The 13,617-nt window shown below is 47.4% G+C and carries 12 protein-coding genes; 5 read left to right on the top strand and 7 right to left on the bottom strand.

Translation table 11 applies throughout. The features are described 5' to 3' along the window. Both ACTHUT_RS07985 and ACTHUT_RS07980 read right to left on the bottom strand, forming a co-directional pair. The coding region (locus ACTHUT_RS07985) for an efflux RND transporter permease subunit (protein ID WP_440418723.1) at positions 1-205 on the bottom strand (205 nt) is incomplete at its 3' end. Between the two features lie 11 nt (positions 206-216). Beyond that, positions 217-1,485: an efflux RND transporter periplasmic adaptor subunit gene (locus ACTHUT_RS07980; protein ID WP_440378045.1), complete on the bottom strand. Its 1,269-nt coding sequence runs from the start codon at positions 1,483-1,485 to the stop codon at positions 217-219. A 227-nt stretch (positions 1,486-1,712) separates the two neighbouring features. Between ACTHUT_RS07980 and mtrR the strand changes: the two genes are divergently transcribed. Then, positions 1,713-2,348 carry a multidrug efflux system transcriptional repressor MtrR gene (gene mtrR, locus ACTHUT_RS07975; RefSeq protein WP_004520505.1) on the top strand — a complete coding sequence of 212 codons (636 nt, stop codon included), beginning with the start codon at positions 1,713-1,715 and terminating at the stop codon, positions 2,346-2,348. A gap of 64 nt (positions 2,349-2,412) precedes the next feature. On the opposite strand, the gene ettA is transcribed toward mtrR, so the two are convergent. Next, entirely contained in the window at positions 2,413-4,089 is a 1,677-nt protein-coding gene (gene ettA / locus ACTHUT_RS07970; protein WP_107769254.1) for an energy-dependent translational throttle protein EttA, read from the bottom strand. Between the two features lie 340 nt (positions 4,090-4,429). Here ettA and ACTHUT_RS07965 point away from each other — a divergent pair, with 340 nt between their 5' ends. From ACTHUT_RS07965 to ACTHUT_RS07950, 4 genes are all read left to right on the top strand, one after another. After that, on the top strand, positions 4,430-5,782 hold the full coding sequence (locus tag ACTHUT_RS07965) for an SLC45 family MFS transporter (RefSeq protein ID WP_070588154.1): 1,353 nt from the start codon (positions 4,430-4,432) through the stop codon (positions 5,780-5,782). A gap of 74 nt (positions 5,783-5,856) precedes the next feature. Then, positions 5,857-8,115 carry a glycoside hydrolase family 65 protein gene (locus ACTHUT_RS07960; RefSeq protein ID WP_440386168.1) on the top strand — a complete coding sequence of 753 codons (2,259 nt, stop codon included), beginning with the start codon at positions 5,857-5,859 and terminating at the stop codon, positions 8,113-8,115. A 12-nt stretch (positions 8,116-8,127) separates the two neighbouring features. Continuing rightward, the gene (gene pgmB, locus ACTHUT_RS07955; protein WP_440386167.1) at positions 8,128-8,793 is read left to right on the top strand and encodes a beta-phosphoglucomutase; all 666 of its coding nucleotides are present in this window, start codon (positions 8,128-8,130) and stop codon (positions 8,791-8,793) included. Between the two features lie 86 nt (positions 8,794-8,879). Beyond that, a complete protein-coding gene (locus tag ACTHUT_RS07950; protein ID WP_440386166.1) occupies positions 8,880-9,887 on the top strand; it encodes an IS5 family transposase in 1,008 nt (335 codons plus the stop codon). A 219-nt stretch (positions 9,888-10,106) separates the two neighbouring features. On the opposite strand, the gene ACTHUT_RS07945 is transcribed toward ACTHUT_RS07950, so the two are convergent. From ACTHUT_RS07945 to ACTHUT_RS07930, 4 genes are all read right to left on the bottom strand, one after another. Then, positions 10,107-10,526: a hypothetical protein gene (locus ACTHUT_RS07945; protein WP_440386165.1), complete on the bottom strand. Its 420-nt coding sequence runs from the start codon at positions 10,524-10,526 to the stop codon at positions 10,107-10,109. Between the two features lie 11 nt (positions 10,527-10,537). Next, complete coding sequence (locus ACTHUT_RS07940) at positions 10,538-12,328, bottom strand: LysM peptidoglycan-binding domain-containing protein (RefSeq protein WP_440386164.1); 1,791 nt, start codon at positions 12,326-12,328, stop codon at positions 10,538-10,540. Positions 12,329-12,342: 14 nt separating this feature from the next. After that, positions 12,343-12,906 (bottom strand): hypothetical protein, encoded by a 564-nt coding sequence (locus ACTHUT_RS07935; protein ID WP_440386163.1) that lies wholly within the window; start codon positions 12,904-12,906, stop codon positions 12,343-12,345. A gap of 8 nt (positions 12,907-12,914) precedes the next feature. Then, the coding region (locus tag ACTHUT_RS07930) for a DUF2345 domain-containing protein (protein ID WP_440386162.1) at positions 12,915-13,617 on the bottom strand (703 nt) is incomplete at its 5' end.

Genomic DNA, 13,617 nt, shown 5'->3' with positions numbered 1-13,617 from the left:
TATTACGTTCGATAACGGCCAGTACGCTGTCTTCCATTACCTGAGCAGAAGCGCCCGGATAAGTAGCGCGCAAAGTAATGGTCGGTGCAGCAACGGACGGATATTGGGAAATCGGCAGTTTTTGAATACCGAAAATACCCGCTGCGATGATAAAAATCGCAATAACCCATGCAAAGATGGGGCGGTCAATAAAAAACTTAGACATTCACGCGTTCCTTATTTGGCTTCAGATGCAGCTTTAGCTTCAGGCTTGGCCTCGGATGCAGCCTGGCCGTCTGAAACTGCCGGTGTTGCTGCCGCAGCACTTGCAGGCGGCGTCCATTCTTTCGGCGTTACCTGTTTAGCACCCGACATAGCGGCAATGCTGATGCCTTCAACAATCACTTTGTCGCCGTCTTTCAGGCCGTCTGTAATCACCCAATTGCTACCTTGCTGTTGGGCAATGGTCACGACACGCGCTTCCATTTCGCTCTTGTCATTCACTACCATCACAGTATCTTGCGAACCGCGGGTAACTGCTTGTTGCGGCACTACAAATGCATTATCCACAGCCACTTGTTCCATCAATACGCGCACATACAAGCCCGGCATCAAGATATTTCTGTCGTTAGGAATGGCGGCGCGCAAGGTAATTTGACCGGTCGTTTTGTTGACAGTCGGATCTGCAAACAGCAGACGGCCTTTTTCAGGGTAAACCGTACCGTCGTCAAATTTGATATCCACTGCAATCGCGCCGTTTGCCGCCAACAATTTGCCTTCGGCAACCTGTTGACGCAGTTTCATGACCTCACTCGCAGACTGGGTAACGTTGACATACATCGGATTGGTTTGTTGGATGGTGGCTAAAACAGTGGTATCGCCAGAATTCAGCAGCGTACCTTCAGAAACTTTAGATTGACCGATAAAGCCGGAAATCGGCGCAGTAATGCGGGATCGGTTCAGGCTGATACCGGCAGATTTGATGGCTGCTTGTGCAGATTTGACGCCTGCCTCTGCTGAACGCTTGGCCGTTACGGCCGCATCATATTCTTGTTGGCTGATGGCATCGGCGGCAACCAGCGGTTTATAGCGGGCTAAGTCGGCGTTCGCTTTGGCCAAAGTAGCTTGCGCACTTGCCAACTGGGCGCGTGCGCTTTCCAAGTTTGCTTCATAAGTCGAGCTGTCGATTTGGTACAAAGGCTGACCGGCTTGCACATAGCTACCCTCTTGGAACAGGCGTTTTTGCAGAATACCGCCGACTTGGGCGCGAACTTCGGCAGTACGCAATGATTCCAGACGGCCCGGCAACTCGGTTGTCAATGCAACGGTTTCCGGATGCACAGTAATCACACGGACTTCAGGCGCAGGCTGTTTTTGCTGTTGCTGACTGCCTTGCACCTGTTGGCCGGCTGCTTTTTCATCGCCTTTGCCGCAAGCGGAAAGCGCCAACGCAGTAGCTGCTGCAATTGCCGCGACACGCATCATTTTAGAAGCATAAAGAGCCATAATTTTCCTATCTCTATAAATAAATAAAGGTTTGACTAATTAAAAATTGATTACTTTAATCTCATATTTCGCAAACAGAAATTGCCTGCTTTTATGAAAAACAGGCTGATTATATAGTGTTGAGAAACACTATCAAGTATTGAATTAAATTATACATACATTCTTGCATGTTCAGAAGTAATTTTTTATAATCCGAACCATAAATTTACATTTCCTACAAAACAATTATGAGAAGAACCAAAACCGAAGCCTTAAAAACCAAAGAATATCTCATGCTTGCCGCATTGGATACGTTTTATAAGAAAGGCATTGCCCGCACCTCGCTCAACGAAATCGCCCAAGCCGCAGGCGTAACGCGCGGCGCGCTGTATTGGCATTTCAAAAACAAAGAAGATTTGTTTGACGCCTTGTTCCAACGGATTTGCGACGACATCGAAAGCTGCATAAAAGAAGACTCGAACAACAATAACGAACAGGCTTGGTCAAGCTTCCGACTAACCCTGACCCGTTTTTTCGAGCGCCTGCAACACAACGAGCTTCACTATAAATTCCACAGCATTTTGTTTTTAAAATGCGAACACACCGAGCAAAACGAGGCGGTCATTGCCATCGCTAAAAAACACCAATCACTATGGCGTGAAAAAATTGTTGCCGTCCTGACTGATGCAGTACAACAAAAAGCGTTGGCGGATAATTTGGATATCGATATGGCAGTCATCTTCATCAAGTCTTCATTAGACGGCTTGATTTGGCGCTGGCTTTCTTCAGGTCAAGGCTTCGATTTAGCGCAAACTGCCCCACGCATGATTGAAATCATCATTGATACATTGGAAAACCATCCGCAATTAAGAAAACAATCATAAACATCAAAAATAAAAGGCCGTCTGAAACTTTGAAGTTTCAGACGGCCTTTTCATGAAAACCTGCTTAACGTGTTACCGGTTTGTAACGGATACGTTTCGGTTTTGCGCCCTCTTCGCCCAAACGGCGTTTCTTATCGGCTTCGTATTCCTGATAGTTGCCGTCGAAGAACACCCATTTAGAGTCGCCTTCACAAGCCAGAATATGCGTAGCGATGCGGTCGAGGAACCAGCGGTCGTGCGAAATCACCATCACGCTGCCGGCAAATTCCAACAATGCGTCTTCCAGCGCGCGCAGGGTTTCTACATCAAGGTCGTTAGACGGTTCGTCTAGCAGCAACACATTGCCGCCGCTCAACAAAGTTTTTGCCAAGTGCAGACGACCGCGTTCGCCGCCAGACAATTGACCTGCGATTTTGCTTTGGTCGCTGCCTTTGAAGTTAAAGCGTCCCAAATATTGGCGGGCAGGAATTTCAAATTGACCAACCTGCAAAATATCGCGGCCTTCGGCGATGTTGTCGAACACGGTTTTATCGTTTTGCAAACCTTCGCGGCTTTGGTCAATCAAGCTCATTTTTACGGTTTGGCCGATTTTCACTTCGCCGGAATCAGGCTGCTCTTTGCCCGAAATCATTTTAAACAGCGTCGATTTACCCGCTCCGTTCGGGCCGATGATACCGACAATCGCGCCAGCAGGCACTTTAAAGCTTAAATCGTCAATCAGCACTTTATCGCCAAACGACTTGGAAACATTCACAAATTCAATTACTTCGTTGCCCAAACGCTCGGCAACAGGAATAAAGATTTCCTGAGTTTCGTTGCGTTTTTGGTATTCGTAGTTGCTCATTTCCTCAAAACGCGCCAAACGCGCTTTAGACTTGGCTTGGCGGCCTTTGGCATTTTGGCGCACCCATTCCAATTCCTGCTTCATCGCCTTCACGCGCGCAGCTTCTGATTTCGCCTCGTTTTCCAAGCGTTTTTCTTTCTGCTCCAGCCAAGACGAGTAATTGCCTTTCCACGGAATACCATGGCCGCGGTCGAGTTCCAAAATCCATTCGGCGGCGTTGTCAAGGAAGTAGCGGTCATGCGTTACGGCAACCACCGTGCCGGGGAAGCGCACCAAGAATTGCTCCAGCCATTCGACCGATTCAGCGTCCAAGTGGTTGGTCGGCTCGTCCAGCAGCAGCATGTCGGGCTTGCTCAACAAGAGTTTGCACAAAGCAACACGGCGTTTTTCACCGCCGGACAAATTGCCGATTTTGGCATCCCATTCCGGCAGACGCAGCGCATCGGCGGCGATTTCCAATTCATGTTCCGCACCGCCGCCTGTGGACGAACCCGCCGCGATAATCGCTTCCAAGCGGCCCTGTTCTTCCGCCAGCGCATCAAAATCCGCATCGGGATTGGCGTACTCGGCATACACTTCTTCCAAACGTTTCTGCGCCGCAGCCACTTCGCCCAAACCGCTTTCCACTTCCTCACGCACGGTTTTTTCAGGATCAAGCTCCGGCTCTTGCGGCAGATAGCCGATTTTGATGCCGCCCATCGGCACGGCTTCGCCCTCAAATTCCTTATCCACACCCGCCATAATCCGCAGCACGGTGGACTTGCCCGCACCGTTCAAACCAAGCAGGCCGATTTTCGCGCCGGGGAAGAAGGAAAGGGAAATATCTTTAATAATGGTTTTTTGCGGCGGCACAACCTTGCTCACGCGCAGCATAGAATAGACGTATTGTTGGGACATAGTTTTCTCGTTTCCGTCAAACAAATTTCAGACGGCCCATTTTAACCTATTGCCCAAATACTTGCTTGTTCAAATGCCGTCTGAAAATAGAAATAAGCATCAAAATATACACCGCGCCGAACCGATACCCTTATTGCCCGACGGTATCAATGCCAAACCGCAAAAAATTTGATTTAAGCCAGTTTATCCTTGAACTGGCATTGCCAATATCCGACGCGCTTCATAAAATGCACCTATATCCTTGAAAGTACGCACACAAACAATAACGACAGAGAACGCCACACCAAGGAACCTTTCAGATTTCTCAATAAAAATACTTTTTAAAAAAAGGATTTACCTCATGTCGGAAAATACGCAAAAAACAGCAAAACAAGGTTTGCCGTCACTGGCAAAAAGTACGATTTGGATGCTGAGCTTCGGCTATCTCGGCGTTCAGACGGCCTTTACCCTGCAAAGCTCACAAATGAGCCGAATTTTTCAAACTTTAGGCGCCGACCCGCACAATTTGGGCTGGTTTTTCATTCTGCCCCCATTGGCCGGTATGTTGGTTCAGCCAATTGTGGGCTACTACTCAGACCGCACTTGGATGCCGCGCCTGGGCGGCCGCCGCCTGCCCTATCTGCTTTACGGCACACTGATTGCGGTCATCGTGATGATTCTGATGCCGAACTCGGGCAGCTTCGGTTTTGGCTACGCTTCTTTGGCGGCTTTGTCGTTTGGCGCGTTGATGATTGCGCTGTTGGACGTATCCTCCAATATGGCGATGCAGCCGTTTAAGATGATGGTCGGCGACATGGTCAACGAGGAGCAGAAAAGCTACGCCTACGGGATTCAAAGTTTCTTAGCGAATACGGGCGCGGTTGTGGCGGCGATTCTGCCGTTTGTGTTCGCGTATATCGGTTTGGCGAACACGGCCGAAAAAGGCGTCGTGCCGCAGACCGTGGTCGTAGCATTCTATGTGGGCGCAGCCTTACTGATTATTACCAGTGCGTTCACCATCTTCAAAGTCAAAGAGTATGATCCGGAAACCTACGCCCGCTACCACGGCATCGACGTGGCTGCAAATCAGGAAAAAGCCAACTGGTTCGAACTCTTAAAAACCGCACCTAAAGCGTTTTGGACGGTGACTTTGGTACAATTCTTCTGCTGGTTTGCCTTCCAATATATGTGGACTTACTCGGCAGGCGCGATTGCGGAAAACGTTTGGCAGACAACTGATGCCTCCTCTGTAGGCTACCAAGAAGCAGGCAACTGGTACGGCGTTTTGGCGGCAGTACAATCCATTGCTGCCGTTATCTGCTCGTTTATTCTGGCAAAAGTACCGAATAAATATCATAAAGCCGGTTATTTCGGCTGCTTGGCTCTGGGTGCGCTCGGTTTCTTCTCCGTTTTCTTCATCAGCAATCAATACGCACTGGTGTTGTCTTATACCTTAATCGGTATTGCGTGGGCCGGTATTATTACCTATCCTTTGACGATTGTAACCAATGCCCTCTCCGGCAAACACATGGGTACTTATTTGGGTCTGTTCAACGGCTCTATCTGTATGCCTCAAATCGTCGCCTCCCTGCTGAGCTTTATCCTCTTCCCTATGCTGGGCAGCCATCAGGCAACCATGTTCTTGGTTGCAGGCGCAGTCTTGCTGCTGGGAGCCTTCTCAGTCTGTCTGATTAAAGAGACCCACGGCGAATAATCCATCAATACCATCGGCAAAGGCCGTCTGAAACCTTTGCCGAACTTACAATTTTAATAACAGGAGCTTCATAAATGTATACAAGAATCATGGAAATCAGCCCTTGGACACTGCGTTCGGCAAAACTGGAAAAAGAACACAAACGGCTGCAAGAGAGCCTGACCAGCTTGGGCAACGGCTATATGGGCATGCGCGGCAACTTTGAAGAAACCTACTCCGCCGACAGCCACTTGGGCACCTACATCGCCGGTGTGTGGTTCCCCGACAAAACCCGCGTCGGCTGGTGGAAAAACGGCTATCCCAAATATTTCGGCAAAGCCATCAACGCGCTCAATTTCAGCAAAGTTAAAATCTTTGTCGACGGGCAGGAAGTCGACTTGGCGAAAAACGACGTTACCGGCTTCTCCGTCGAACTCGACATGCAACACGGCGTGTTGCGCCGCTCGTTCACAGTATTCGGCGTGCGTTTCGATGTGTGCAAATTCCTGTCCGTCGCGCAAAAAGAGCTGGCTCTCATCCGATGGGAAGCAGTATCCGTCGACGGCAAAACCCACCAAGTCCGCATCGATTCCATCATCGACGCCGACGTGAAAAACGAAGACTCCAACTACGAAGAAAAATTCTGGCAGGTATTGGACAAAGGCGTTTCAGACGACCGCTCCTATATTGCCACCCAAACCGTCGCCAATCCCTTCGGCGTGGAACAATTCATCGTCAACGCCGAGCAAACCTTCACCGGCAGCTTCAAAGCCTTCGGCGGCAGCCAAACCGACTGGCAGGTCTCTAATTCTTTCCAAGCCGAAGTCGGCGGCACGCCCGAAACTTTTGAAAAACGCGTGATTGTTACCACCAGCCGTGATTATCAAGGCTTGGAAGCAGTGAAAGCCGCTGGCCGCGCCTTGTCGGAAAAAATCGCAGGCGTTGCGTTTGAAACCTTGCTGGACGCGCACAAAGCAGGCTGGCTGCACCGTTGGGAAATCGCCGACGTGGTCATCGAAGGTAGCGACGAAGCGCAGCAGGGCATCCGCTTCAACCTGTTCCAACTGTTCTCCACCTACTACGGCGAAGACGCACGCCTGAACATCGGCCCGAAAGGCTTTACCGGCGAAAAATACGGCGGCGCGACCTATTGGGACACCGAAGCCTACGCCGTGCCGCTCTACCTCGCACTGGCTGAACCCGAAGTTACCCGCAACCTGCTGCAATACCGCCGCAACCAACTGCCGCAGGCGCAGCACAACGCGCGCGAACAGGGCTTGGCGGGCGCACTCTATCCGATGGTAACGTTTACGGGCATCGAGTGCCACAACGAATGGGAAATCACTTTCGAGGAAATCCACCGCAACGGCGCGATTCCTTACGCCATCTACAACTACACCAACTACACCGGCGACGAAAGCTATCTTGCCAAAGAAGGCTTGGAAGTCTTGGTCGAAGTGTCCCGCTTCTGGGCGGACCGCGTCCACTTTTCCAAACGCAACGGCAAATACATGATTCACGGCGTAACCGGCCCGAACGAATACGAAAACAACATCAACAACAACTGGTACACCAACACCCTCGCCGCATGGGTATTGGACTACACCCGCGAAGCCTTGGCGAAATACCCGCGCCCGGATTTGAACGTGAACGCCGCCGAGTTGGAAAAATGGGCAGACATCAGCGCCAATATGTACCGTCCTCATGATGAAGAACTCGGCGTATTCGTGCAGCACGACGGCTTCCTCGACAAAGATATCCGCCCAGTGTCCGCGCTTTCGCCCGATGATTTGCCGCTCAACCAGAAATGGTCGTGGGACAAAATCCTGCGTTCGCCCTTCATCAAACAGGCGGACGTATTGCAAGGCATCTACTTCTTCGGCGACCGTTTCAATATCGACGAAAAACGCCGCAACTTCGACTTCTACGAACCGATGACCGTGCATGAAAGCTCGTTGTCCCCATGTATCCACTCCATCCTTGCCGCCGAACTGGGCAAAGAAGAAAAAGCCGTGGAAATGTACCAGCGCACCGCCCGCCTGGACTTGGACAACTACAACAACGACACCGAAGACGGCCTGCACATCACCTCCATGACCGGCTCGTGGCTCGCCATCGTCCAAGGTTTCGCCCAAATGAAAACTTGGGGCGGCAAACTCAGCTTCGCACCGTTCCTGCCGAGCGCATGGACAGGCTACGCCTTCCATATCAACTACCGAGGCCGTCTGATTAAAGTCGCCGTCGGCAAAGAAAACGTCGTCTTCACCCTACTCAAAGGCGAGCCGCTCGATTTGCAGGTGTACGGCAAAGACATTACGCTCAACAGCAGCCACACCGTTGCGTTGGAAAAATAAGGAGGGCGAAAAATGACTTTCACCGCAGTGCTCTTTGATCTCGACGGCGTCATCACCGACACCGCCGAGTACCACTACCGCGCATGGAAAAAGCTTGCCGAAGAATTGGGCATCAGCATCGACCGCAAGTTTAACGAGCAGCTCAAAGGCGTGTCGCGCGACGATTCGCTCAAACGCATCCTCGCGCACGGCGGCAAAACCGTCGGCGAAGCCGAGTTCGCCGAACTGACCCGCCGTAAAAACGACAACTACGTCGAGATGATTCAGGCAGTCAAACCCGAAGACGTGTATCCCGGCATTTTGCCCCTGCTGGAAGCATTGAGAGCAAACGGCAAAAAAATCGCCCTCGCGTCCGCCAGTAAAAACGGCCCCTTCCTGCTAGAACGCATGGGGCTGACCCACTTCTTCGACGCCATTGCCGACCCTGCCGCCGTCGCGCATTCCAAACCCGCCCCCGACATCTTCCTCGCCGCAGCCGAGGGCGTGGGCGCGGACATCCGCCACTGCATCGGCATCGAAGACGCCGCCGCCGGCGTCGCCGCCATCAAAGCCGCCGGCGCCTTGCCCATCGGCGTGGGCAAAGCCGAAGACTTGGGCAGCGACATCGCGCTGGTGTCCGACACCGCCGACCTGACCTACGCCTACCTGCAAAACGTGTGGGAACAGTCGGGCAGATAAAATATTAAGGAAGTAAAAAGGCCGAGACCTTTGCAAAATTCTCCAAAATCCCCTAAATTCCCACCAAGACATTTAGGGGATTTCTCATGACCACCTTCTTCCAGCAAACCGCACAAGCCATGATCGCCAAACACATCGACCGCTTCCCACTATTGAAGTTGGATCAGGTGATTGATTGGCAACCGATCGAACAATACCTGAATCGTCAAAGAACCCGTTACCTTAGAGACCACCGCGGCCGTCCCGCCTATCCCCTGTTGTCCATGTTTAAAGCCATTCTACTCGGACAATGGCACAGCCTCTCCGACCCCGAACTCGAACACAGCCTCATCACCCGCATCGATTTCAACCTGTTTTGCCGTTTTGACGAACTGAGCATCCCCGATTACAGCACCTTATGCCGCTACCGCAACTGGCTGGCGCAAGACGACACCCTGTCCGAATTGCTGGAACTGATTAACCGACAACTGGCCGAAAAAAACCTAAAAGTAGAGAAGGCATCCGCCGCCGTCATTGATGCCACCATTATTCAGACTGCCGGCAGCAAACAGCGTCAGGCCATAGAAGTTGACGAGGAAGGACAAGTCAGCGGCCAAACCACACCGAGTAAAGATAAAGATGCCCGCTGGATAAAGAAAAACGGCCTCTACAAACTCGGTTACAAACAACATACCCGTACCGATGAGGAAGGCTATATCGAGAAACTGCACATCACCCCCGCCAATACCCATGAGTGCAATCACCTGTCGCCTTTGCTGGAAGGTATAGCCGAAGGTACGACCGTCTATGCCGATAAAGGCTATGACAGTGAGGAAAACCGGCAACATCTGAAAGAGCATCAGTTGTTAGACGGTATTATGCGCAAAGCACACCGCAAACATCCGCTGACGGAAGCGCAAACCAAACGTAACCGATATTTGTCGAAGACCCGTTATGTAGTCGAACAAAGCTTCGGTACGCTGCACCGTAAATTCCGCTATGCGCGGGCAGCCTATTTTGGTCTGTGTAAAGTGAGTGCGCAAAGCCATCTGAAGGCGATGTGTTTGAACCTGTTGAAAGCGGCTAACAGGCTAAGTGCGCCTGTTGCTGCCTAAAAGGCGGCCTGGATGCCTGATTATCGGGTATCCGGGAGAATGAAGAGGGGTATTTGGGTAGAATCAGTGGATACTTGAAACAAAAACAGCCGAAAACCTGTGTTTGGATTTCGGCTATCGTGGGAAGGTCTTTTTTGCAAAGGTTTCAGGCCGTCTGAAAGGAATTTTATCAGACGGCATCACTATAAAACTACTTATAGGCTATAAAGAAAAATTAATTTAATTATTACAATTTTTAATAATAATTGATTTAGGCACCCTCTTAATTAAATTAGTAAAATCATCTCTAACCTCAGCATGATTAATATTTAATTCTTTCTTATTAATTAGTATATATATATTTCTTTTATCTTTAGAAATATAACCATCCTTAAACCTAAACTCTTTATACATACCTGAACTTAACTTATTTCCATTTTTAAAATCATATACATACAAAGACTTACCTGTTTCCCCATAGTAAGTTGAAGTAATAAAACAATGATTTGATCTATCTTTAAATAGTTTTAGTTCCCCTCCCTCTAAACTTGACTCTTCATCATCAAGTTCAGAAGTAAAAATTAAATTTACTCCGTATGCGTTTTGACATAATAAGACAAAGAATGCGAATATTGCTAGCATTATATTTAATGATTTCATAACAACTCCATTTAAATATCATATTTAACAGCTAAAGGATCGCCACCAGCAGCTTTTACAGCTGCTCTTAGTTGAGCCATATTTTTACCAACCTTCAATTCGAAATGAGGATAATCCTTAAATTTTCTCCAATTTCCTCCCCATGCTAACCCCTCTTCAATTCCTACATGTGCGATCAATTTCAGTAATCTAATATTCTCTGCATCATCTTCCATGTGGATCCTACCATCTTGCCAGATTGGAAACACATCTATTGCGAGTCCAAAATTATGATTACTTTGCCCTCCTTTTGCATTTGTTACTTTTGATCCAGGCATTGTTCTTCCTTTGGCATACAACTCATCCTGTTCTCTATATGTCCTATATCCCTGTACAATTCTTAATTTAATTTGATGTTGTTCATACACTTTTTTAATAAACCTTCTCACTTTATCTTGAAATTGAGGATGAAGTTTATTAATTTTTGTTTCATTTTGATCATGTATTTCTCTATTCTTCTTAACCACCGTAACAGGCTTCCCATCCACGGAATTTACTTGCTTTACCTCCTTTTTCTGTCTTGGTTGGGGAGGAGTTTGTTTTTCTCCGTTATCGTCCTTTGGTCGACTAGCTGTTCCTGTAGCAGAGGAAGGACTCATCTGCACTTTTCTTGCAGATGGTTGGTTACCTGTTTCTTGTGCCTTAGGTTTTTCTATTTTTACCTCCCTATTTCCTGTTTTCGTATTTGCTCCTGTATTAATGGTAGGTTTTGTTTGTACTTTCTCGGCAGGTGGTTGCGTGTTTGTTTCCTGTGCCTTAGTAGGTCGATCTATTTTCACTTCCCCGTTTTCTTTTCTCGCAACAGGTCTACCTGTTTTTGCAGGAAGTCGGATTTTTTGTCCGATATAGATTTTATTGGGATCTGTAATTTTTGGGTTTGCATGAAGTAATGCTTCTACGGTTGTTCCCAAATTTTGGGCAATTTTTGTCAAAGTATCCCCTTTTTTGACCCTATAGTACATCCCTGCATAGTTTCCGGGTTTCCCATTCGGTTTCAATATAACTCTTTGTTTTATATACGGACTAATAAGTTTCGTAATAATTTCCGTTACCGAAATCATCCCTTCTATATTCGCCTTTGGCATATGCTTACCTGCATTGGGATTGATTTTAATCTTTACATCTTTTCCTGCATGTTGATATGGAATCTCTTTGGTTTTACCTTCTTGGTCGGTTTGTCCTTGGATAATGACCTTTTCTTGGCCTTGTTTTTCGTGTGTAATTTCATATGGAACATTAGGAATAGCTTCTCCATCAAGATTAACTATTTGTAATCTTTTTGATTTGTTCGCATTTTTGTATCTGTACCATTTAAAATCATCATTTTCAGTACCTGCAATTTTAACTTCTTCCAAAAGATTAAAGTTCCATGCTGGTGTTGGCTTATACAAGTGGGGCTTACTTCGACTCAAAGAAGACTGCGCCCTCGGGCTATAATACAATACGACCTTTCCCGTAGGATCTTTTATCATTCCATCATATATAGGCCGGACAGCGGCAATAATCCGTAAAACTAATGGCGATGGTTTCCCAGCTGATAGAGAATTATAGGCACTTAAGAATGGTTGATTTTTTTGTGTTGCCGCATCAAAACCCGTTTCTAATATTATATCTTTAATTGTCTGATGCTTTCTCCATTCTTTATATTTAAATCGATTCATTATTACATGAGCAATTACTTTCCAAGAAGCACTGCTACAATTGCCAGCTTCGCCAGCAATTGTAGAAACAAACAGGATAAATTCCTTAGAATATTGTGACATTACCGATCTCCGAATTACTTCACACAAGGATTGTCAATGACCATATCAACTGATTCATAAACATGATTTAAATAACTTATAGCTACCTTTTTTTGTTTAAACTTCCCTTGAACTATTGATTGCAAAGATGCAACATCCTTTGCAAAATTAAATTGCTTACTATGTTTTAAAATAATCTTTAGTGGTTTTGGCTGGAAAAATTTATAAAAATAAATACCTGCTTCATCCGCAGTCATGATACATTTCGTATGGGCGTCTATAGTAATAACTCCTGATACTGTTTGAGGCTTATGGACTCCATCAACCAAAATTAAATATGAATTATACGAGCCTAGATTAATATTCAATGCAAAAATATCCCCAATCCATTTGTATGTTGCTTTATCTTTGGGGATGTCTCCAATAATTACCCCCTCCTTAAGATAGAAAGTGCATTCATTTATTTTTTCATTACACTCCCTAGTTATTTTTAATGTATTATTTGGAGAAACAAAGGCTTTCTGACCGGCAAGACTTACTGCATTCGCGGTTAGTAATATGCAAACTAAGAATAATTTTTCAAGTTTAAACTGTAGCATCTTGTCATTTATTCCTTATCTAAACTATCAAAATCATTACAGCATAAATAATCATCTTGTTCTATATAACTTTCATCCCCAGACAAAACCCAATCTCCTCCTCCTACAAAAAAATTAGCATATTCTTCTGTAGCTGAAGTAATTCGTCCGGTTCGTCCATATTCATCAAGGTTTCCTTTAAATTCCTCCCCACTTTCAGTAAGTGCAAAATATTTTATAGATGTTAAGTCACCAAATCCTTCAAAACTTTCGGCAACATCCAATCTATTACTATAACGCTTAATTGCGCCAACTTGAGTGAATTTGAAGTTGGTACTGTTCGCCCCATTCACTACCAACGGTGCCCTCACCCTAACCACCTTCGGACTCCCGATCTCAACCTCCCCATTGCTCAACTTGATATATGCCCCCTTGCAGGTGATCAGAACCTCCTCCTTCGCCGCAATGGTAACTTTCCCTGCGCTGCTGGTTAACGCTGCGTCCTTCAAAGCATTCAGCTGCAACTCATCATTCTGTGCCTGTACAGTAACTGCACCCTGATTGGCCTGCATCTTGATGCCGCTGCTTTGGGCAAACAGGTTAACGCTCTCTGCCGCATGGGCGGTCAGGCTTTGGCCGGCGGTAATGTCGGTATGGTTGCCGCTGATAAGGTGGATGTTTTCATTGGCGGTATGCAGTTGGCTTTGCTCTGTTGTGGTGGCGATGCCGGCC

This window comes from Neisseria sp. P0022.S010, assembly GCF_051956635.1.
The sequence above is the reverse complement of the archived record's forward strand: the minus strand, read 5'-3'. Positions and strand labels throughout refer to the sequence as shown.